Below are 21,318 nucleotides of genomic sequence, written 5' to 3'. Positions count from 1 at the left end.
TTCGCCGGGGATTCGGTGGGCAACTCTGGTCTCGCGACGTCGTGACCAACACCGGGGCGGTCGGCCAACTGCCTCGGGACAAGCCGTACTTCCGCTTCCTGGAGGAATTGACATGGCAAGCATCCGTACCGCTCGTGCCCTCGCCGCTGTTGTAGCTCTGCCCCTCGCCGCCGCGCTTTTCGGCGGCGTGGCCCAGGCCGACAGCGGTTCGTTCGCGAACGACGGATCGAACGCGGCCGTTGCGACGGTCGTCGGCAGCGGCGTCGGTGGCAACAACTCCGGTAATTCGTCCACGTCGCAGCAGCAGGCCGTCGGCTCCGGAGCGTCGAACCAGAGCAACTCCGCGCAGGTGAACGGATCGGCGTTCACCGCGATCCACCAGCACAACGAGAACGTCGTGGTGAACTTCACCAATCTCTGGTGACCCCCGACCGGTCATGGGCCGGACGGGGGGTCGGTCACGGCTGGTTGAACAGCGGCCTGTGCGAGGGCACTTCGGTGTCCTTGTGCAGGCCGCTTCGCGTTACCCGGCGACCGCGCCGGAGTGTCGGCGACCTTGACAGCGAGCACGGATCTGACGGACAGTCAGAAACCCTGATCCGTACGCCCGTGTCCGGGAGGCAGCCGCCGTGCACCTCGCCCAGACGGAGCGTCAGCAACAGCTGCGCGCCGAACTCCGCACGTACTTCAGCAAGGTGATGCCCGGGAGGGACGCGAGGACGGGGCCCGGGGTCGAAGACCCGGCCGAGCAACGCCGACTGCTGCGCCGGATCGGCGCGGACGGGATGCTCGGACTCGGCTGGCCCGTCGAGTACGGCGGCCGGGGGCGCGGCCCCGACGAGCAGTTCGTCTTCTTCGACGAGGCCTACCGGGCAGGGGCGCCCGTTTCGATGGTCACCCTCAACACCGTCGGGCCGACGCTGATGAAATACGGGACCGAGGAGCAGAAGGCGTACTTCCTGCCCAGGATCCTCAGCGGCGACGTCGTCTTCGCCATCGGCTACAGCGAGCCGGAGGCCGGTACGGACCTGGCCGCGCTGCGCACCAGGGCCGTGCGGGACGGCGACTCCTGGGTGATCGACGGGCAGAAGATCTTCACCAGCAATGCGCAGAACGCCGACTGGATCTGGCTCGCCTGCCGCACGGACCCGGATGCACCCAAGCACCAGGGCATCTCGATCATTCTGGTCCCGACGGATGCCCCGGGGTTCGACTGGACGCCGATCGAGACCGTGGGCGGGCTGACCACGACATCCACCTACTACGACGCGATACGGGTGCCCGCCACTCATCTTGTCGGAGCGGAGAACGGCGGCTGGGGACTGATCACCAACCAGCTGAACCATGAACGGGTGGCTCTCGCCGCCATCGGAATGCAGGCCGAGGACTTCTACGAGGCGGCACTCACCTTCGCTCGCACCCCCGACCCGCTGACGGGCCGGCGTCCGGTGGACGAGCCGTGGGTGCGGACCCGGCTGGCCGAGGCGTTCGCCCGGCTGGCGGCGACGCGCCTGCTCAACTGGCGGCTGGTGGGGGATGTCGGGGCGGGATCGCTGGCCCCGGGCGAGGCGAGCGGCGTGAAGTTCGTGGGAACCGAGAGCGCTGTCGAGGTGTATCGGATCTGCCAGGAAATCACGGGCGAGGCCGGGACGATCCGGGGCGGTTCGCCCGGCTCCTTCGGGGACGGGGAGCTGGAGCGGATGAACAGGGCGGCGCAGATCAACACCTTTGGGGGCGGAGTGAGCGAGGTGCAGCGGGAGATCGTCGCGACGATGCGGCTCGGCATGAAGAGGGGCAAGCGGTGACGGGCGCGCGGGAAGGGCGGGAAGAACCGGGCGGGTCGGATCAGTTGTACGGGCGGCTCAAGGAGTTCGAGGGGCGTGCCGCCGCGACCGCGGGCATCGGCAAGGATCTCGTCAACGAGCCGATGATCAGGCACTGGTGCGAGGCGATGGGGGACACCAACCCCGCCTACACGGGGCCGGAGGCGATCGCCCCGCCGACGATGCTGCAGGCGTGGACGATGGGCGGCCTCTCGGGGCACACCGACCGCTCCCAGGCATACGAGGACCTGTTCGGCCTGCTCGACGGCGCGGGGTACACCTCGGTGGTCGCGACCGACTGCGAGCAGGAATATCTGCGGCCGCTGCGGCCCGGCGACCGGATCACGTTCGACGCGGTGATCGAGTCGGTCTCGGAGCGGAAGGCGACCAAGCTGGGGACGGGCTACTTCGTGACGACGCGGATGGACGTCCGCGCGGAAGGGGAGCCTGCCGGGACGCACCGCTTCCGGATCCTCAAGTACACACCGGCAGTGGTGAAGCGCGCGGCGCCCCGCAGCGGCCGGAGCCTGCGCCCGAGGCCGGTGATCAACCGGGACAACGCCGGGTTCTGGCAGGGCGTCGCCGAGCACAGGCTGCTGATCCAGCGGTGCGGCGAGTGCGCGACGCTGCGTTTCCCCTGGCTGCCCGGCTGCAACGGGTGCGGCTGCCAGGAATGGGACACGGTCGAGGCGAGCGGCGAGGGCACCGTCTTCAGTTACGTCGTGATGCATCACCCGCACTTCCCCGCCTTCAGCACCTCCGCGGAGGGCGGGCCGTACGCGGTGGCGCTGATAGAGCTGGCGGAGGGCGTGCGGATGGTCGGCAATGTGGTCGGCGTGCCGTACGACAAGGTGCGGACGGGAATGCCGGTGCGGCTGGAATTCCTCCGCACGGACCCGGAGTTGGAGCTTCCGGTCTTCCGGGGAGGCGAGGGCTGACATGGACTTCGCACCCACCGAGGAGCAGACCGCGGCACAGGGGCTGGCGGCGCAGATCTTCGGGGATCTGTCGACGCACGAGCGCCTGGCCGGAGCCGGCACGGGGACGGACGCCGAGCTGTGGAAGGAGCTCTGCGCGGCCGGGCTGACCGCAGCCGTGGAGGAGATCGGGCTGCTGGGCCTGGTGCTCCTGCTGGAGGAGCAGGGCCGGACGACGGCGCAGGTGCCGTTCGCGGCGAGCTGTGTGTACGGGCTGCTCGCCGTCGCCGGTCACGGCACGGACGAACAGCGGGAGCGACTGCTGCCTCCGCTGCGGGACGGCACGGCTGTCGCCACCGGGGCGTTCCCGGCTCGCGGTGGGATACGGGCGGACGGCGAGGGGCGGCTGAGCGGCAGCATGCCGTACGTGCCGTGGCTGCGGGACGCGGGTCTCGTCCTTGTCGCGGACTCGGACCGGGGGCTGTGGATCGTACGGACCGCTGATCCGGGTGTGGTGACGGAGCCGGTGGAGACCACGGCGCCGTGGTCGGCGGCGCGGCTCGTCCTGGACGGGGCGCCCGGGGAGCGGCTCGGTGGCGCCGGGGCGTACGAGGCGGTGCTGGCCGCGAGCCGGACTGCGTTCGCCGGGTTGCAGGCCGGGGTGTGCGCCGGTTCGCTGGCCAGGGCCGTCGCCCACACGAACACGCGGGAGCAGTTCGGGCGCCCGCTCTCCACCAAGCAGGCAGTGCTGCTGCGCGCCGCCGACGCCCATATGGACACCGAGGCGATACGCGTCACCGCGTACGAGGCGGCCTGGCGGTATGACACGGGACTGCCGTACGGACCGCAGGCGCTGACCGCCGCCTGGTGGGCGTCGGAGGCCGGAAAGCGGGTGGTGCACGCCGGACAGCATCTGCACGGCGGAACGGGCGCGGACCTCGACCATCCCGTACACCGCCACTTCCTCTGGGGCCGTCAGCTCGACGCCTATCTGGGATGCGGCAGCGAAGTACTGCAGGAGATCGGCCAGTCGCTGGTGAAGGAGGGACCGGAGTGAAGGTCGGTGAGGAGCTGGCGCCGCTGGAGATCGCGGTGACCCGCACGCTGATCGTGGCGGGCGCCATCGCCTCCCGCGACTACCAGGACGTGCACCATGACGCGGAACTCGCCCGGGAGAAGGGCTCCCCGGACATCTTCATGAACATCCTCACGACCAACGGACTGGTCGGCAGGTACGTCACCGAGCGCTTCGGTCCGTCGGCAGTGCTCCGCAAGGTCGCCATCAGGCTGGGCGTGCCCAACTATCCGGGGGACACCATGGTCCTGAGCGGCACGGTCACCGCGCTCGGCGACGACGGGACGGCCGAGGTGTCGGTCGTCGGAGCCAACGGTCTCGGCAGGCATGTCACCGGCACGGTGACCATCAGCGTTCCGGCGGGGGCGGCATGAGCGTGCGCAGGGCCGACTCGCTCGGCGGCAGGGCGGCGGTCGTGGGGATCGGGGCGACAGAGTTCTCCAAGAACTCCGGGCGCAGCGAACTCAAACTGGCCGTCGAAGCGGTGCGGGCCGCCCTCGACGACGCCGGGCTGACCCCTGGCGATGTCGACGGCCTGGTCACCTTCACCATGGACACCAGCCCCGAGATCACCGTCGCCCAGGCGGCCGGCATCGGGGAGCTGTCGTTCTTCTCCCGCGTCCACTACGGGGGCGGGGCGGCCTGCGCCACCGTCCAGCAGGCGGCCCTGGCCGTGGCGAGCAAAGTGGCCGACGTCGTGGTCTGCTACCGCGCGTTCAACGAGCGCTCCGGACGCAGGTTCGGTTCCGGGGTGCAGCAGCGGGAGCCCACCGCGGAGGGCGCGGCGCTCGGCTGGAACCTCCCCTTCGGGCTGCTCACGCCGGCCTCCTGGGTCGCCATGGCCGCCCAGCGCTATCTGCACACCTACGGGCTGACGCCGGATGTCTTCGGCCATGTCGCGGTCACCGACCGCCGCCATGCCGCCCGGAACCCCGCGGCGTACTTCTACGGGAAGCCGATCACGCCGGCCGACCATGCCGCATCGCGGTGGATCGTCGAACCCCTGCGGCTGCTCGACTGCTGTCAGGAGACCGACGGCGGCCAGGCGATCGTCGTCACCAGCGCGGAACGGGCCCGGGACCTTCCGCAACCGCCCGCCGTGATCGTCGCCGCCGCCCAAGGGGCCGGGCGGGCGCAGGAGCAGATGACCAGTTTCTATCGCGACGATCTGACGGGCCTGCCGGAGATGGGGGTGGTCGCCCGGCAGCTCTGGCGGAACTCCGGCCTCTCCCCCTCCGACATCGATGTGGGCATCCTCTACGACCACTTCACACCGTTCGTCCTGATGCAGCTGGAGGAGTTCGGCTTCTGCGCACCGGGCGAGGCCGCCGACTTCGTCGCGGCCGACGCGCTGCCCCTGAACACGCACGGCGGCCAGCTGGGGGAGGCGTATCTGCACGGGATGAACGGCATCGCGGAGGCGGTCCGGCAGATCCGCGGCTCGTCGGTGAACCAGTTGTCCGGGGCGGCCAGGACCCTGGTCACGGCCGGCACCGGCGTGCCCACCTCGGGACTGATCCTGGGCGCGGACGACTGAGTGCGGGTCAGCTGCCCGAGTGGGGTGCCGTCCGGGCCCGGGCGGGACGTCGGGGGGCGACCCTGAGCCCTGATGACGGCGACTCCACCTACAGGAGGTGGGGCAGGCCCCATCCCTACACCCTGAGGCGGACGCGGTTTCGGGACCTGGGGCCGATCCCCGGGACGGCGCCCGCTCCTAGCGTGGAGCCATGACCACGCCAGTCTGCACGGGCACCTCCGGGGGAGCTGCCACCATCGGACACGTCCCGTACGGCCCGTACGCCGCGCGCACACCGTATGCCGCGCGCACTTCGTACGCCTCACGGGCTCCGCACGCTCCGTATCCGTCGTTCTCCTCGTTCGTACGGGCAAGAGGGCCCGTACTGCTGCGTGCCGCGCGCTCGCTCACCGCGAACCCGAGCGATGCCGAGGATCTGCTGCAGACCGCGCTCACCAAGACGTATGTCGCCTGGGAACGGATCGAGGACCACCGGGCGCTCGACGGCTATGTCCGCCGGGCACTGTTGAACACCCGGACCTCGCAGTGGCGCAAGCGCAAGGTCGACGAGTTCGCCTGCGACGAACTGCCCGAGCAGGAGGCATCGCCGACTCCCGACCCGGCCGAGCGCCAGACGCTCCACGACGCGATGTGGCGTGCCGTGCTGAAGCTTCCGGACCGGCAGCGGGCGATGGTGGTCCTGCGGTACTACGAGGACCTGAGCGAGGCCCAGACGGCCGAGGTGCTCGGGGTGTCCATCGGCACGGTGAAGAGCGCGGTGTCGCGGGCGCTCGGCAAGCTCAGGGAGGACCCGGAGCTGGCTCCGGTGCGGTGAACCCGGGTGGCGGCAGCGTGCCGGGCAGGCCTGATTTTGCCGAACGACACCGATTCGTACTCTCGGGACTAGTGACATACCGACTGGTATGTGAGCAGAATCAGCGGAACTCTACTGCCGCGTAGCGCCCACCGGGAGGACGCCGTGCTGAGCACCATGCAGGACGTACCGCTGACTGTCACCCGCATCCTCGAACACGGGATGACCATTCACGGGAAGTCCCAGGTCACGACCTGGACCGGTGAGCCCGAGCCGCAGCGGCGCAGTTTTGCCGAGACAGGCCGGCGGGCCACGCAGCTCGCGAACGCGCTGCGCGACGAGCTCGGTGTCGACGGCGACCAGCGGGTGAGCACCCTCATGTGGAACAACGCCGAGCACGTCGAGGCGTATCTCGCGATCCCTTCGATGGGCGCGGTCCTCCACACGCTCAACCTCCGGCTCCCCGCCGAGCAGTTGATCTGGATCGTCAAGCACGCCGACGACAAGGTCGTCATCGTCAACGGCTCCCTGCTGCCGCTGCTCGCGCCGCTTCTCCCCCATCTGACGTCGATCGAGCATGTGATCGTCACGGGGCCGGGAGACCGTTCCGTGCTCGACGGCGCGGCGCCCCGGGTGCACGAGTACGAGGAGCTGATCGCCGGACGCCCGACCAGCTACGACTGGCCCGAGCTCGACGAACGCCAGGCCGCCGCCATGTGCTACACCTCCGGCACCACCGGTGATCCCAAGGGCGTCGTCTACTCCCACCGCTCCATCTACCTGCACTCCATGCAGGTCAACATGTCCGAGTCGATGGGCCTGACCGACAAGGACACCACGCTGGTGGTCGTCCCCCAGTTCCATGTGAACGCATGGGGTCTGCCGCACGCCACGTTCATGTCCGGCGTCAACATGCTCATGCCGGACCGGTTCCTGCAGCCCGCCCCGCTCGCCGACATGATCGAGCGCGTGAAGCCGACCCATGCCGCCGCCGTCCCCACCATCTGGCAGGGGCTGCTCGCCGAGGTCACCGCCAACCCGCGCGATCTCACCTCCATGGCCCGCGTCACCATCGGCGGCGCCGCCTGTCCGCCCTCCCTCATGGCGGCGTACGACAAGCTCGGCGTCCGCCTCTGCCAAGCCTGGGGCATGACGGAGACCTCGCCGCTCGGCACCATGGCCAACCCGCCCGCCGGGCTGACCGAGGAGCAGGAGTGGCCCTACCGCGTCACCCAGGGCCGCTTCCCGGCCGGCGTCGAGGCACGCCTGGTCGGCCCCGGCGGCGACCATCTGCCGTGGGACAACGAGTCGGCCGGTGAGCTGGAGGTGCGCGGCCCCTGGATCGCCGGCGCCTATTACGGGGGCGCGGACGGCGAAGCACTGCGTCCCGAGGACAAGTTCAGCGAGGACGGCTGGCTGAAGACCGGTGACGTCGGCGTGATCAGCGAGGACGGCTTCCTCACTCTCACCGACCGGGCCAAGGACGTCATCAAGTCCGGCGGCGAATGGATCTCCAGCGTCGAGCTGGAGAACGCGCTCATGGCGCACCCGGACGTGGCCGAGGCGGCGGTCGTCGCCGTCCCGGACGAGAAGTGGGGCGAGCGTCCGCTCGCGACCGTCGTCCTCAAGGACGGTGCCACCACCGAGTACGAGGTTCTGAGGAACTTCCTCGCCGAGTCCGGCATCGCCAAGTGGCAGCTGCCGGAGCGCTGGACGGTCATTCCGGCGGTGCCGAAGACGAGCGTCGGCAAGTTCGACAAGAAGGTGATCCGCAAACAGTACGCGGAGGGCGAGCTGGACATCACCCGGCTCTGACCCGACCCGGTCGGGGAGTGCGACGAGGGCGGTACGGGATCTCCCGTACCGCCCTCGTCGTCATCTCCGGTCGCCCGCCCGGCCGTTCGCGCCGTTGGGTCCGTATTGCGTGTCCGTACGCGTCAGTTCGTGCCGATCTTCGCGAGCAGGTCGACGATGCGCGACTGCACCTCGTCGCTGGTGGAGCGCTCGGCCAGGAAGAGGACGGTCTCGCCCGAGCTGAGCTTCGGCAGTTCCGACCCGGTCATGTCGGCGGAGGTGTAGACGACCAGCGGGGTCCGGTTCAACTGGCCGTTGGCACGCAGCCAGTCGACGATCCCGGCCCGGCGGCGGCGTACCTGCATCAGGTCCATCACCACCAGGTTGGGCCGCATCCGGGTGGCGAGCGTCACCGCCTCGTTGTCGGTGGAGGCCCGCGCGACCTGCATGCCGCGGCGTTCCAACGTCTCCGTCAGCGCCAGCGCGATCTCCTCGTGCTCCTCGATCAACAGCACGCGCGGCGGATGCTGTTCGCTGTCGCGCGGGGCGAGCGCCTTGAGGAGCACGGCCGGGTCGGCGCCGTACGCGGCCTCCCGCGAGGCCTGCCCCAGACCGGCCGTCACCAGCACCGGGACCTCGGCCGCCACCGCCGCCTGACGCAGCGACTGCAGCGCCTTGCGGGTGATGGGGCCGGTGAGCGGGTCGACGAAGAGCGCGGCGGGGAACGCCGCGATCTGGGCGTCGACCTCCTCGCGCGAGTGCACGATCACCGGCCGGTAGCCGCGGTCGCTCAGTGCCTGCTGGGTGGAGACATCGGGCGCGGGCCAGACGAGCAGCCGACGCGGGTTGTCCAGCGGCTCCGGGGGCAGCTCGTCATCGACCGGCTGCGGCGACGGACGGTTGGCGACCTCGACCGCGCCACCCGGACCATCCAGCGGCTCCGGCCCCTCGGCGCCCTCGTCGGGTGCCCCTATGGCGTACGCGCGTCCTTCGGCCTCGGGAGCGGAGAGCAACTGCCCCGAACCCGGGCCGTGGCCCTGCGCGGCGGCGGACTGGGCCGACGCGGACTGCGGGGTGCGCTCGCCCTCCGGCGGGGCGGCGAGCTTGCGGCGCCGTCCGGCACCGCCGAGCGTCTGGTTCTGCTGGTGCGCGATGTGCTGGGCGAACGGCACACCCTGCCCGAGCGTCCGCACGCTGAACGCGCGTCCCTGCGTCGAGTCCGACGAGCCGCCGGGCATCGGTGCCTCCGCGGGCAGCGGCTGCCTGCGCGCGTCCGCTACGGGCGCGATGTTCTGCGGACGGCTCTCCGCGATGCCGGTGGCGTCGGCGGTGCCTGCGACGGCTGTGGTGCCGGTGGTGTGCGTGGTGTGGCCGGCCGCGGGCCATTCCGGATCGCCGCCGGACCGGCTGCCGGGGTGATCGGCGGGGTGATCGCCGGGGTGGCTGTCGTCCCGGTCGTCGGCCTGCTCGCCGGGGTGGCTGTCGTCCCGGTCGTCGGCCTGCTCGCCGGGCGTGGTCAGCGCGGCCGGGCCCTGCCCCGAGGAGCCGTTCTCCGCCCAGCCGCCGGACTGCACGGGCTGCTGCTCCGCAGGCTGCCCGACGGCCGGTCCGGCCTGCTGGGGAGCGTCGGCGCGACGCGCCCGGCGCTGCCCGGTCGCTGCGGAGTGCGCCTGGGCCGGTGTGTGGTTGTCGTCCGGCGCGAGGCGTACGGCGTCGTGGCGTCCGGGCAGCGAGGCGTCCGCGTCGGCGGCCGTGGGCGGGGTCCGGTCGGCATCCGCGGGCGGGAGTGCGAACGCGGTACGAGGCCCGGTCGGCTCGGCCTGAGCGGAACGCTCCTGCACGGCCGCCAATGCCCGTCGCGCTCGCCGCCCGGTCGGCTGAGGCGCCGGCGCCGGACCGTCACCGGCCTGCGGGCCGCCTTCGGCGGCAGGAGCGGAAGCAGAAGCTGAAGCGGAAGACGGCAGAGCCAGCTGGTTCTCGCCGCCCTGGCGCGCCCGGTGTCCACCCGCAGGCACCGGCATCGGCGTCTCGGCCGGAACACCCCGCGGAGGCACGGTCTGCCCACGCTGCGGACGGCCACCGCCACCCTGCGCGCCCTCGGCCGCCGTCACCACCGCCCCCTCGGACGGTGCCGGGGCGGCGGGCAGCGCCAATGCCTGTCCCGGCCCCTGCTGCTCGACAGCAGGCTGCCCGGGCTTCTGCCCCTGCGCCTGCTCGGGCAACTGGGACAGCTGAGCCGGAAGCGAATGCTGAGCACCGGTCTCGGCCGGACTCGGCCGCCCACGCCTGCGCCCCGAACCCTCGCTGTGCTGGGCCGGAATGATCTCGTGCGGGCTGTGCGCGTTCTGCACACCCTGCGTCTCCTGCGAGCCCTCCACCGCGGGCTCACGACGTGCCCGTCGGCGCCCCGTCGGCTCGGCCGCAGCGGTGTCTCCGTCCCCGGCCCCGGCCCCCGCCCCGGAACCGCCCACAGGGCTCTCCAGGAACGCGTCCGTGGACGCCCGCCGCGCCCGCCGCCGCCCGCCGCCCGGCGCGGCCTGACCGGCCATCGGATCCGTCCCGGGTTCGGGCTCCGGCTCGGGCGCCGGTGGCATCACCGTTCCCGAGCCCGCGCCCAACGGCACTTCGAGCACATACGCGCTGCCGCTCATCCCCGGCACCTCGTGTGTCTGGAGCACGCCGCCGTGCGCCCGTACGATCCCGCGCACGATCGGCTCATGCACCGGGTCTCCCCCGGCGAACGGCCCGCGCACCTCGATCCGTACGACCTCACCGCGCTGCGCCGCCGCGACGACGACCGTCGAGTCGACGTAGCCACCGCCCGGCACCACGCGGGTCTTGCCGGTCGAGTCGACCCCGGCGACATCCGCGACCAGATGGGCGAGCGCGGTCACCAGCCGGGCCGCGTCCACCTCGGCCTCGATCGGCGGCGCGTGCACCGCGAACTGGGCGCGCCCGGGACCGATCAGCTCGACGGCCGCGTCGATACCGGCCGTCACGACCGAGTCGAGCAGCACGTTCGCCTTGACCAGCTCCTCCGAGCCGGCGTCCAGACGCTGGTAGCCGAGCACATTGTCGACGAGCGTCGTCATCCGGGCGTAGCCCGCGGCCAGGTGGTGGAGGATCTGGTTGGCCTCCGGCCACAGCTGGCCGGCCGGGTCGGCGGCGAGCGTGGAGAGTTCGCCGCGCAGCTCCTCCAGTGGCCCGCGCAGCGACTCGCCGAGTACGGCGGTGAGCTGGGTGTGCCGGGCGGTCAGCGCCGCCAGCTGTTCGGCCTGCGCTTCCAGTTCGGCCGTGTAGCGCTCGGCCCGGTCGGCCAGCTCCGCGCTGTGCCGTTCCGTCAGCCCGGTGACTTCCGCGGTGTGGCCCGCGGTCAGTTCGGCGACCTCGGCCCTGTGCTGCTCGCTGAGCTCCTCGTACGGCCTGCGGTCGGTGAACGTCATGACCGCTCCGACCAGCTGGTCCCCGTCCCGGACCGGCGCGGTGGTCAGATCGACCGGTACCTGCGCACCGCTCTTGGACCACAGGACCTGCCCGCGCACCCGGTGCTTGCGGCCGGACCTGAGGGTGTCGGCGAGCGGCGACTCCTCGTACGGGAACGGCTCGCCCTCCGTCCGCGAGTGCAGGATCAGCGGATGCAGCTCCTGGCCACCCAGATCGCTGGCGCGGAAGCCGAGGATCTGCGCGGCGGCGGGGTTGACCAGGACGACCCGGCCGTCCGTGTCCGTACCGACGACGCCCTCGGCCGCGGCCCGCAGGATCATCTCGGTCTGCCGCTGCGAACGGGCCAGTTCGGCCTCGGTGTCGACGGTGCCCGACAGATCCCGTACGACGAGCATCAGAAGCTCGTCACCCGTGTAGCTGCCGCTGTAACTGCTCTGGAAGTCGTTGTACGCGGCCTGCCCGTCCTCCAGGCTGGCGCTGGTGACCTCGACCGGGTACTCGTTGCCGTCGGTCCGCCGTGCGGTCATCCGAGTCGGCTTCGTGCGGCCGCGGTCGTCGGCGGACTCGGGCCGGCGCATCGATCCCGGAATCAGCTTGGAGTCGAACTCCGGCAGCAGGTCGAGGAGCCCGCGCCCGACGAGCGCGGTGCCCGGCGTCTCGAACATTTCCAGCGCGATGGTGTTGGCGTTGACGACCGTGCCGTTGCAATTGACGAGCAGCAGCCCGTCAGGGAGTGCATCGAGTATGGCTGCGAGGCGAGCAGTGCCTCGGGATGGCCTGCTGCTCACGACGACGCTTCCTCCCTGGTTACCGCACCTTGCCGACAGCGGGCCCCATCTTGCCCCTCGGACCGCAGGCTGTCACGGAAGGAGTCTAAAGGCAGGGGAGGGGCGTGGGGCGGCGGATGAGGGGGAGCTCTCACCAAGGTTCTGTGCATACGGTGTACGACTCCAGCCCGTCACGTGACGTTCGATAGGCCCTGGACAGGGATGCGGACCCCTGCTCATCGGACGTTGGGGAGCATCGGCCGCAGCCCGTTCCAGCGCGAGATCGCGCAGCCGTTAGTCCGGTCGAAGACCGTGTCGATGCCCCTCCCCCGCCAGGTCCCGGTGACCCGGGCGGTGGCCGGACCCCCGAACTGCTGGGTGCACATCGCGTCCCCGGGCACCGGGGCGAACGGGTCCGCGCCCTCGCCCGCCAGCTCCTCCAGCCGGTCACAGGCCCGCTGCGCCGCCGGGTGGCTGCCGCCCGCCGGTCCGCACTTCAGCTCGAAGACGCCCTCGGCCGCGGGATCCCCCGTGCCCGAGACCGTCACCGTCAACCGGGTACGGGCGTCGTCGGCGTGCAGCAGATGCAGCGGCAGGGGCAGGGGCAGGGGGCCGGTGGCCGCGGTCGCGGCGGGCGCGGCGGCGGACAGCGCGGCGAGAGACGCGACGGCGGTGAGGGCGAGGCGACGCAACATGCGGGCTCCTGTGCTCGTGCACTTCGACGAGAGGGACGGGACAGCGGGTGGAACGAATGGAAGAACGGGAAGGCTGCGCCTCCCCCGTCTCACTAACGCTCCGCACGCCACGGCGTTGCGCAACCGCAGGCGCTTTGCCCTCGTGCCCGACTGCCTAGTACCGTAGGCAGCGATTGGTGAGGCAGTGCTCGGCTGTGTCATCATCTGCACGCACCACTCGCGCTCGCGCGAAGTGTGCTGGAGGCGTCGCCTAGTCCGGTCTATGGCGCCGCACTGCTAATGCGGTTTGGGTCTTAAAGCCCATCGAGGGTTCAAATCCCTCCGCCTCCGCTTCATCACCGAAGCCCCGTGTCGCTGACACGGGGCTTCGGTCGTATCCGGACCCGGGCGGTCCGGATACGACCCCGCGGTGGCTCGCGGCTCGCTCGGGTGTCCGGTCGGACAGTCGCCCGCGGCAGCCTCAAACGGGGCGTTTTCGCAGGTCAGCGGTGGTTTGGCTAATGGATTTCGCGCTACGGCGCAGGTCATGTAATGTTGTTCCCGCAACGCCGACCAGGCAGAAAAGCCCGGAACGCTAAGCACTCGTAGCTTAACGGATAGAGCATCTGACTACGGATCAGAAGGTTGCAGGTTCGAATCCTGCCGAGTGCACAGTCCCAAGAGGCCCCCGGATGAATCCGGGGGCCTCTTGGCATTTCCTCCGCCTGAATCGGAATCCGGGAGTTCGCGCATGGGGTGGCAGTGCACCGGGCTGCGATGGCCAAACGCGCAGGGGGCGCCCGTGCTGGGGTGGCGGCGGGGCGGGGCCGTTCGGGTGAGTGTGCTGTCCTACGGGACGGATCTCGGCTTCCGGGCCGTGGGGGAGCGATGCTGCGTCGGGGCGCGCGGGAATGCGTGTCCGGTGAAGGCCGCGGTGTCGGGGCGGAGCGCGGGGGCGCGGTGTCCTGAGTGCGCGCGGCTGGACCGGGCGCACTCGGTGGCCGCCGACACGATCGCCGATGATCCCCGGACGTACCGCGTGTATCTCGCCTGGTTCGGGCCGGGGATGGTGAAGGTCGGGATCACCGCCGAGGAGCGGGAGGCGGCGAGGCTGCGGGAGCAGGGGGCCGTGGTGTTCAGCTGGCTGGGGCGGGGGCCGTTGATGGCGGCGCGGCGGACCGAGGAGCTGCTGCGGTCGGCGCTCGGGGTGCCGGACCGGATTCCGTACGCCAGGAAACGGGCCGTGCGCGCGGTGCTGCCGGGGGTGGCGGAGCGGCGGGCCGAGGTGGCGCAGCTCTACGGGCGGGCTGCGGCGCTGGAGGGGGCCGGGTGGCCAGAGGCGCTGGAGCGGTTGCCGTTCGAGGTGGTCGATCATGCCGGGCTGTTCGGTCTTGACGGCGCGGTCGAGGTGGCGTGGGCGGTCACCGAGTTGGTCGACGGGGGCGTGGTGGCGGGGCGGCTGGTGGCGGCTGCGGGGCCCGATCTGCATCTGGAGACGGTGAAGGACGGGGTCGTGGTGCTGGACACCCGGCTGATGACCGGGTGGGAGCTGGCGGGCGCCGACGCGCAGGCAGGGGTGGGCGTGCCGGTGACCGACATCGGGGGCGGTGGCGTGCAGGGCGGGCTGTTCTGAGATCGTCGGGGCCGGACGGTGAAAGGGGTGTGCAATGAGTGGTGACGCCGACGACGTCGTGCGGTTCCGGGAACGGCTGGGGCTGCCCGGGATCATCGATGTCCATACGCACTTCATGCCGGAGCGGGTGCTCCGCAAGGTCTGGGCGTACTTCGACTCCGCGGGGCCTCTGACCGGGATGGAGTGGCCGATCGAGTACCGGCACGACGAGGACGAACGCCTCGCGCTGCTGCGCTCGTTCGGCGTGCTCCGGTTCACCTCGATGCTCTACCCGCACAAGGCCGGCATGGCGGCCTGGCTGAACGGCTGGGCGGCCGACTTCGCGCGCCGGGTGCCGGACTGTCTGCACACCGCGACGTTCTTCCCGGAGGAGGGCGTGGAGCGGTACGTACGAGAGGCCGTGGAGGCGGGGGCTCGGGTTTTCAAGTCGCACCTTCAGGTCGGCGCGTACGACGCCAACGACTCGCTGCTGGAGCCGGTGTGGGGGCTGCTCGCGGAGGCCGGGGTTCCGGTGGTGATGCACTGCGGCTCCGGGCCGGCGCCCGGCAAGTACACGGGGCCCGAACCGGTCGGCCGGCTGCTCGCCCGGCACCCGCGGCTGCGGCTGATCGTGGCGCACATGGGGATGCCGGAGTACCCGGAGTTCCTGGCGCTGGCGGAGACGTACCCGGAGGTACGGCTCGATACGACGATGGCGTTCACGGACTTCACGGAGCGCTTCACGCCGTTCCCGGTGGCCGAGCGGGGGCGCCTCGCGGCGCTCGGGGACCGGATTTTGCTGGGGACGGACTTCCCGAACATCCCGTATCCGTACGCGCATCAGCTGCACGCGCTGGAACGGCTGGATCTGGGGGACGACTGGCTGCGCGCGGTCTGTCACGGGAACGCGAGCGTGTTGTTCACCGTGGACTGACGGGCTGCCGGTCCGCCGAGGGTTCCGCTTTCTCAGGGAATTCACAGAATCGGGAAAGGACCCTCTCAGAGGAGCCTCACAGGGTTGCGGCATGACGACGACGACCTCGCCCCAGGGGCGTACCGAACTGCTGAGGGCGGACCGCAGCCCCGTCCGTGTGCTGGTGGTGGACGACGAGGCTCCGCTCGCCGAGCTGCTCTCCATGGCCCTGCGTTACGAGGGCTGGGAGGTGCGCAGCGCCGGGGACGGTGCCGGTGCCGTACGGATGGCGCGCGACTTCCGTCCCGATGCGGTGGTCCTCGATGTGATGCTGCCCGACACGGACGGGTTCGCCGTGCTCGGCAGACTGCGGCGGGAGCTCTCCGAGGTCCCCGTGCTGTTCCTGACCGCGCGCGACGCGGTGGAGGACCGGATCGCCGGGCTCACGGCGGGCGGCGACGACTACGTCACCAAGCCGTTCAGCCTGGAGGAGGTCGTGGCGCGGCTGCGCGGGCTGATCCGGCGGTCCGGTACGGCGGCCGTACGCAGCGAGTCGACGCTCGTCGTCGGCGATCTGATGCTCGACGAGGACAGCCATGAGGTGAGCCGGGGCGAAACGTCCATCCACCTCACGGCGACCGAGTTCGAGCTGCTGCGCTTCCTGATGCGCAATCCGCGGCGGGTGCTGAGCAAGGCGCAGATCCTGGACCGGGTGTGGAACTACGACTTCGGCGGGCAGGCGAACGTCGTCGAGCTGTACATCTCGTATCTGCGCAAGAAGATCGACGCCGGGCGGTCGCCGATGATCCACACCCGGCGCGGGGCGGGGTACCTCATCAAGCCCGGTGAGTAGGCGCGTGAGGCGGCGGCGGGGGCCGTGGACGCTGCGGACCCGGCTCGTGGTCTCGGCGGTGGCGCTGATCGCCGTGGTCGCCGCGGTCATCGGCTCGGTCACCACCATCGCCTACCGCAGCTATATGTACGGCAAGCTCGACGATCAGCTCCATTCCATCGCCATGCGGGCCTCCAAGCCGCCCCCTGGCGCCGGAGGGCCGATGCCCGGCGGTGCACCGCAGAGCGACGACCGGCTGGCCTTCGTCGACGCGCGCGGGCTGCCCGTCGGCGCCTTCGGGGCCGTTCTGTCGGACGACGGCTCGGTCACCGAGTCGAGGGTGGTCGCGGAGAGCACCACGCCGGGGCCGGGGACCGAGGACGGCGGGCAGCCGATGACCGGCGCCCAGCAGAGCGCCCTGGAAGCGGCGGACACCCCTGTCGGGGGCGGGGCGCAGAGCATCGACCTGCCTGTACTCGGCTCCAACCGGGTGGAGGCCGTCACGGACCCGCAGGGGACGACGATCCTTGTCGGCATCCCCGCCGCCGAGGTGAGCTCCGCCCTCACTACCCTGATCCTCGTCGAGGTCTGTGTCACCGGAGCCGGTCTGATCGCGGCCGGTATCGCGGGCGCCGCCATGGTCGGTGTCGCGCTGCGGCCGCTGCGCAGGGTCGCCGCGACCGCGACCCGGGTCTCCGAACTCCCGCTGCACAGCGGTGAGGTGGCCCTCCTGGAGCGGGTCCCGGAGGCCGAGGCGGATCCGCGGACCGAGGTCGGGCAGGTGGGCGCGGCGCTCAACCGGATGCTGGGCCATGTCGGTTCGGCGCTGGAGGTGCGGCACGAGAGCGAGATGCGGGTACGTCAGTTCGTCGCGGACGCCAGCCATGAGCTGCGCACCCCGCTGGCCTCGATCCGCGGATACGCCGAACTGACCCGGCGCGGCCGCGAGGAGACCGGCCCCGACACCCGGCATGCCCTGGGGCGGATCGAGTCCGAGGCGGAGCGGATGACGGGCATGGTGGAGGATCTGCTGCTGCTCGCCCGCCTGGATGCCGGGCGCCCGCTGAGTCACGAGAGCACCGATCTCTCCCCGGTCGTCGTCGACGCGGTGAGCGATGCCCGCGCCGCCGGGCAGGGGGATCACCACTGGCGCCTCGAACTGCCGGACGAGCCCGCGACCGTGTACGGCGATCCGACCCGGCTCCATCAGGTGCTGGTCAATCTGCTGGCGAACGCCCGTACGCACACCCCGCCCGGCACCACCGTCACCGTGCGGGTGCGTGCCACGGCCGGCCACCCCTGGGTGACTCTGGAGGTCCAGGACGACGGGCCCGGCATTCCGCCCCAGCTGCTGCCGCATGTCTTCGAACGGTTCGCGCGCGGTGATGCCTCGCGCTCCCGCCACGCGGGTTCCACCGGGCTCGGTCTCGCCATCGTGCACGCCGTCGTCGCCGCGCACGGCGGCCGGGTGGAGGTGGCCTCGGTCCCGGGACACACGGTGTTCGCCGTCCATCTGCCGGCGCTTCCCGTGGTGGCTCCGCACTCACAGCAGGGGGACAGGCTCAGCACATCGGCGTGACAGCGGGGCTGGCGAGTGTCGACGGCATGCGAACCGACACTCCTTGGAGCACCCTGCCGGCCCGGGACCACCTCCTCGCCGGAGCGGTCGATGCGGCAGGTGCACCCGTACTCGATGTGGTGGTACCCGTCTACAACGAGGAGAAGGACCTCGAACCGTGTGTGCTGCGCCTGCACGACCATCTGGCGCGCACCTTCCCGTACGCCTTCCGGATCACCGTCGCGGACAACGCGAGCACCGACCGGACACCGCAGGTGGCGGCCCGGCTCGCGGCGGCGCTGCCCCGGGTGCGGTCGTACCGGCTGGAGGAGAAGGGCCGCGGGCGGGCGCTGCGCACCGTCTGGTCGCACTCGGACGCCCCGGTCCTGGCGTACATGGACGTCGATCTCTCCACCGGCCTCAACGCGCTGCTGCCGCTGGTCGCACCGCTGATCTCGGGCCACTCGGACCTGGCGATCGGCTCGAGGCTGGCCCGTAGCTCGCGGGTGGTGCGCGGATCGAAGCGGGAGTTCATCTCGCGCGCCTACAACCTCATTCTCCGTTCGTCGCTGGCCGCGCGGTTCAGCGATGCGCAGTGCGGATTCAAGGCCATCCGACGTGAGGTCGCGCAGCGGCTGCTGCCGATGGTCGAGGACACGGGTTGGTTCTTCGACACCGAGATGCTGGTGCTCGCCGAGCGCGCCGGGCTGCGTATCCACGAGGTGCCGGTCGACTGGGTCGACGATCCCGACTCCACCGTCCACATCGTGCGGACCGCGACCGAGGATCTGAAAGGGGTGTGGCGGGTGGGGCGGGCGCTGGCGGTCGGCGCACTGCCGCTGGACCGGTTGGCGAGGCCGTTCGGGGACGATCCGCGCGACCGCGCTCTGAGCGGGGTGCCGCGCGGCCTGGCCCGGCAGCTCGTCGGATTCTGTGTCGTCGGCGCGCTTTCCACGCTCTTCTATCTCGCCCTGTACTCGCTCTTCCGGCTGGGTGTCGGCCCGCAGATCGCCAACGGCGGCGCGCTGCTGGTGTCCGCCGTCGCCAATACGGCGGCCAACCGGAGGCTCACCTTCGGCGTACGCGGCCGGGGCGGAGCCGTACGCCACCAGGCGCAGGGCCTGGTCGTCTTCGCCATCGGTCTCGCGCTGACCGCCGGCTCGCTGGCCGCACTGGGAGCGGCATCCGGATCGCCGTCTCACGGCACGGAAATCGCCGTTCTGATCGCGGCCAACCTCGCGGCGACGGTGCTGCGGTTCCTGCTCTTCCGCGCCTGGGTCTTCCCGGAGCGGGCCGCCGGGGGGCCCGTGGCTTCCGCGGCCTCTGCGGCTCCCGCCTCGGCCGGGCGCGCCGATGACACTCACCACGAACTGGGGAACGTCCGATGACCACGCTGCATCCCGACCGCCTTCCGGCCCCGCCGGATGCGCCGACGCCCCCGCCACCGGCCGCCGGGGCCGGCCACGCGCGCTCGAACAGGCCCTTGGCGCACCGCGTGTGGCGGGGCAGGCCCGACGACCCGCGCTGGGCGCGGCCCGCCTTCCTGGCCCTGCTGCTGGTCATCGCGCTCGCGTACCTGTGGAACCTCAGCGCCTCCGGGTACGCCAACTCCTTCTACTCCGCGGCCGTCCAGGCCGGCAGCCGGAGCTGGAAGGCCTTCTTCTTCGGCTCGTTGGACGCTGCCAACGCGATCACCGTCGACAAGCCCCCGGCCACGCTCTGGCCGATGGCCCTGTCGGTGCGGATCTTCGGCCTCGGTCCGTGGGCGGTTCTGGTTCCGCAGGTGCTGATGGGGGTGGCCACGGCCGGGGTGCTGTACGCGGCCGTACGCCGCCGTTTCAACGCCCCCGCCGGACTGATCGCGATGGCGGTGTTCGCGCTCACGCCCGTCGCCGCGCTGATGTTCCGCTTCAACAACCCGGATGCGCTGCTGGCGTTGCTGATGACCGTCACCGTCTACTGCGTGCTGCGCGCGATGGAGAACGGCCGGACCAAGTGGCTGGTGTGGGCGGGTGTCGCGGTCGGTTTCGCGTTCCTGTCCAAGACCCTGCAGGCGTTCCTGATCCTGCCGCCGCTGGCCGTGCTGTACGCGGTGTTCGCGCCGGTCTCCGTACGCAAGCGGTTCGGCCAACTCGGGCTCTCGGCGCTCGCGATGGTCGCAGCGGGCGGCTGGTGGGTGGCGATCGTCGAACTGTGGCCCGCCTCGTCGCGTCCGTACATCGGCGGCTCGCAGAACAACTCCTTCCTGGAACTGACCTTCGGCTACAACGGCCTCGGCCGGATCAACGGCGACGAGACCGGCAGTGTCGGAGGCGGCGGGGGTGGCGGCGGTCAGTCCGGCGGTCAGTGGGGGGAGACCGGCATCGGCCGGATGTTCAACTCCGAGATCGGCGGCCAGATCTCCTGGCTGCTGCCTGCCGCACTGATCCTGCTCGCCGCGGGTGTCTGGCTCACCTGGAAGGCCAGGCGCACCGATACCGCCCGGGCGGCGTTCCTCGCCTGGGGCGGCTCGCTGCTGATGACGGCGGTCGTCTTCAGCTTCATGGCCGGCATCTTCCACCAGTACTACACGGTCGCCCTGGCTCCGTACCTCGCGGCGCTCGTCGGTATGGGGGCCACGGTTCTGTGGGAGGAGCGGACCAGGTGGTGGGCGCGTGGAGCGCTCGGCGTGACGGTCGCGGTGACCGCGCTCTGGTCGTACGTCCTGCTGGGCCGGACCGCGGACTATCTGCCGTGGCTGCGCTGGGCCGTCCTCATCGGCGGTCCGGCCGGGGCGGCGGGCCTGCTGGTCGCCGCACGTCTCGGACGCCAACTGGCGCTCGCAGCGGTGGGGGTGAGCTTTGTCGCGTCGCTGGCCGGGCCGACGGCGTACACCCTCAGCACGCTGAACACCGGACATCAGGGCTCGATCGTCACGGCCGGTCCGTCCGGCGCCAGTTCCATGGGCGGTCCCGGTGGCGGCGGCCGGGGCGGCCCCGGTGGCATGGGCGGTGGAATGCGGCCTCCCGGCCAGGGCAACCAGCAGGGCGGCGGCATGGGTCAGCCCCCGGCGGGCGGCCAGGGCGGCGGTCCCACCGGACAGCAGGGGCAGGGTCAGGGCCAGGGCGGCAACCAGCAGAACGGCCGGCAGCCGGGAGCCATGCCCGGTACAGGCACCGCACCCGGCGGTATGGGCGAAGGCGGTACCCCAGGAGGCGGCGGCATGGGCGGTCTGCTGGGCGGTTCGTCCGTCAGCGCCGAGGCCGAGAAGCTCCTGGAGAAGAACGCCGGCGACTACACCTGGGCCGCCGCCGCCATCGGCTCACAGAACGCGGCGAGCTACCAACTCGCCACCGGTGACCCGGTGATGGCGATCGGCGGCTTCAACGGCAGTGACCCGTCCCCGACGCTCTCCCGGTTCAAGAAGTACGTCGAGGACGGCAGGATCCACTACTTCGTCGCGGGCGGGATGGGCGGGGGCGGCGGCAACAGCGGCACCTCGTCCCGGATCTCCTCCTGGGTGGAGGAGAACTTCAAGGAGGTCACGGTCGGCAGCGCCACCTTCTACGACCTGACGCGGCCGAAGAGCGGCGAGTAGAG

General features: G+C 71.4%; 16 protein-coding genes and 2 tRNA genes. 16 read left to right on the top strand and 2 right to left on the bottom strand.

What is annotated here, in order from left to right; genetic code table 11:
- Window positions 1-112 precede the first annotated feature (112 nt).
- The 8 genes from NRF20_RS22565 to NRF20_RS22530 all read left to right on the top strand — a co-directional run bounded on the left by NRF20_RS22565 (window position 113) and on the right by NRF20_RS22530 (window position 7,960).
- Window positions 113-424 carry a hypothetical protein gene (locus tag NRF20_RS22565; RefSeq protein WP_398628461.1) on the top strand — a complete coding sequence of 104 codons (312 nt, stop codon included), beginning with the start codon at window positions 113-115 and terminating at the stop codon, window positions 422-424.
- A gap of 205 nt (window positions 425-629) precedes the next feature.
- Window positions 630-1,805 (top strand): acyl-CoA dehydrogenase family protein, encoded by a 1,176-nt coding sequence (locus tag NRF20_RS22560; RefSeq protein ID WP_398628462.1) that lies wholly within the window; start codon window positions 630-632, stop codon window positions 1,803-1,805.
- Complete coding sequence (locus tag NRF20_RS22555; RefSeq protein WP_266359689.1) at window positions 1,802-2,761, top strand: bifunctional MaoC family dehydratase N-terminal/OB-fold nucleic acid binding domain-containing protein; 960 nt, start codon at window positions 1,802-1,804, stop codon at window positions 2,759-2,761. The genes NRF20_RS22560 and NRF20_RS22555 overlap by 4 nt, the downstream gene beginning before the upstream one ends.
- Window position 2,762: 1 nt before the next feature.
- On the top strand, window positions 2,763-3,797 hold the full coding sequence (locus tag NRF20_RS22550; protein ID WP_398628463.1) for an acyl-CoA dehydrogenase family protein: 1,035 nt from the start codon (window positions 2,763-2,765) through the stop codon (window positions 3,795-3,797).
- Entirely contained in the window at window positions 3,794-4,189 is a 396-nt protein-coding gene (locus NRF20_RS22545; protein WP_398628464.1) for a MaoC family dehydratase, read from the top strand. Before NRF20_RS22550 ends, NRF20_RS22545 begins: the two co-directional genes overlap by 4 nt.
- Entirely contained in the window at window positions 4,186-5,352 is a 1,167-nt protein-coding gene (locus tag NRF20_RS22540) for a lipid-transfer protein (RefSeq protein WP_398628465.1), read from the top strand. Before NRF20_RS22545 ends, NRF20_RS22540 begins: the two co-directional genes overlap by 4 nt.
- 190 nt (window positions 5,353-5,542) lie before the next feature.
- Entirely contained in the window at window positions 5,543-6,166 is a 624-nt protein-coding gene (locus tag NRF20_RS22535; RefSeq protein ID WP_398628466.1) for a SigE family RNA polymerase sigma factor, read from the top strand.
- A 144-nt stretch (window positions 6,167-6,310) separates the two neighbouring features.
- Entirely contained in the window at window positions 6,311-7,960 is a 1,650-nt protein-coding gene (locus NRF20_RS22530; RefSeq protein WP_398628614.1) for a long-chain fatty acid--CoA ligase, read from the top strand.
- Window positions 7,961-8,082: 122 nt separating this feature from the next.
- Here the strand turns inward: NRF20_RS22530 and NRF20_RS22525 are convergent, their stop codons facing one another.
- On the bottom strand, window positions 8,083-12,171 hold the full coding sequence (locus tag NRF20_RS22525; RefSeq protein WP_413753187.1) for a PAS domain-containing protein: 4,089 nt from the start codon (window positions 12,169-12,171) through the stop codon (window positions 8,083-8,085).
- Between the two features lie 215 nt (window positions 12,172-12,386).
- A complete protein-coding gene (locus NRF20_RS22520; RefSeq protein WP_413753186.1) occupies window positions 12,387-12,845 on the bottom strand; it encodes an SSI family serine proteinase inhibitor in 459 nt (152 codons plus the stop codon).
- A gap of 239 nt (window positions 12,846-13,084) precedes the next feature.
- Here NRF20_RS22520 and NRF20_RS22515 point away from each other — a divergent pair.
- The 8 genes from NRF20_RS22515 (at window position 13,085) to NRF20_RS22480 (ending at window position 21,316) form a co-directional block, all read left to right on the top strand.
- Window positions 13,085-13,175, top strand: a tRNA-Ser gene (locus NRF20_RS22515).
- 248 nt (window positions 13,176-13,423) lie between these two features.
- Window positions 13,424-13,496, top strand: a tRNA-Arg gene (locus tag NRF20_RS22510).
- Window positions 13,497-13,575: 79 nt separating this feature from the next.
- Window positions 13,576-14,457: a DUF2797 domain-containing protein gene (locus NRF20_RS22505; RefSeq protein WP_413753185.1), complete on the top strand. Its 882-nt coding sequence runs from the start codon at window positions 13,576-13,578 to the stop codon at window positions 14,455-14,457.
- A gap of 34 nt (window positions 14,458-14,491) precedes the next feature.
- Window positions 14,492-15,370 carry an amidohydrolase family protein gene (locus tag NRF20_RS22500; RefSeq protein ID WP_413753184.1) on the top strand — a complete coding sequence of 293 codons (879 nt, stop codon included), beginning with the start codon at window positions 14,492-14,494 and terminating at the stop codon, window positions 15,368-15,370.
- 91 nt (window positions 15,371-15,461) lie between these two features.
- Window positions 15,462-16,202 (top strand): response regulator transcription factor, encoded by a 741-nt coding sequence (locus NRF20_RS22495; protein ID WP_398628470.1) that lies wholly within the window; start codon window positions 15,462-15,464, stop codon window positions 16,200-16,202.
- A gap of 4 nt (window positions 16,203-16,206) precedes the next feature.
- Window positions 16,207-17,760, top strand: a complete 1,554-nt coding sequence (locus NRF20_RS22490; protein WP_398628471.1) for an ATP-binding protein — start codon at window positions 16,207-16,209, stop codon at window positions 17,758-17,760.
- A 26-nt stretch (window positions 17,761-17,786) separates the two neighbouring features.
- Window positions 17,787-19,127, top strand: coding sequence for a glycosyltransferase (locus tag NRF20_RS22485; protein ID WP_398628472.1), 1,341 nt, complete (start codon window positions 17,787-17,789; stop codon window positions 19,125-19,127).
- Window positions 19,124-21,316, top strand: coding sequence for an ArnT family glycosyltransferase (locus tag NRF20_RS22480; RefSeq protein WP_413753183.1), 2,193 nt, complete (start codon window positions 19,124-19,126; stop codon window positions 21,314-21,316). The genes NRF20_RS22485 and NRF20_RS22480 overlap by 4 nt, the downstream gene beginning before the upstream one ends.
- Window positions 21,317-21,318 lie beyond the last annotated feature (2 nt).

Origin of the sequence: Streptomyces sp. R-74717 (assembly GCF_047305335.1) — a bacterium.
In the GTDB taxonomy this organism is placed as follows: Bacteria; Actinomycetota; Actinomycetes; order Streptomycetales; family Streptomycetaceae; genus Streptomyces; species Streptomyces atratus.
This window is presented reverse-complemented; position numbering and strand designations above follow the sequence as displayed.

Coding starts and splice junctions, on each gene's coding strand:
- NRF20_RS22535 (WP_398628466.1), top strand. CDS start 5,543: ATGACCACGCCAGTCTGCACGGGCACCTCCGGGGGAGCTGCCACCATC.
- NRF20_RS22520 (WP_413753186.1), bottom strand. CDS start 12,845: ATGTTGCGTCGCCTCGCCCTCACCGCCGTCGCGTCTCTCGCCGCGCTG.
- NRF20_RS22505 (WP_413753185.1), top strand. CDS start 13,576: ATGGGGTGGCAGTGCACCGGGCTGCGATGGCCAAACGCGCAGGGGGCG.
- NRF20_RS22500 (WP_413753184.1), top strand. CDS start 14,492: ATGAGTGGTGACGCCGACGACGTCGTGCGGTTCCGGGAACGGCTGGGG.
- NRF20_RS22540 (WP_398628465.1), top strand. CDS start 4,186: ATGAGCGTGCGCAGGGCCGACTCGCTCGGCGGCAGGGCGGCGGTCGTG.
- NRF20_RS22565 (WP_398628461.1), top strand. CDS start 113: ATGGCAAGCATCCGTACCGCTCGTGCCCTCGCCGCTGTTGTAGCTCTG.
- NRF20_RS22485 (WP_398628472.1), top strand. CDS start 17,787: ATGCGAACCGACACTCCTTGGAGCACCCTGCCGGCCCGGGACCACCTC.
- NRF20_RS22495 (WP_398628470.1), top strand. CDS start 15,462: ATGACGACGACGACCTCGCCCCAGGGGCGTACCGAACTGCTGAGGGCG.
- NRF20_RS22480 (WP_413753183.1), top strand. CDS start 19,124: ATGACCACGCTGCATCCCGACCGCCTTCCGGCCCCGCCGGATGCGCCG.
- NRF20_RS22550 (WP_398628463.1), top strand. CDS start 2,763: ATGGACTTCGCACCCACCGAGGAGCAGACCGCGGCACAGGGGCTGGCG.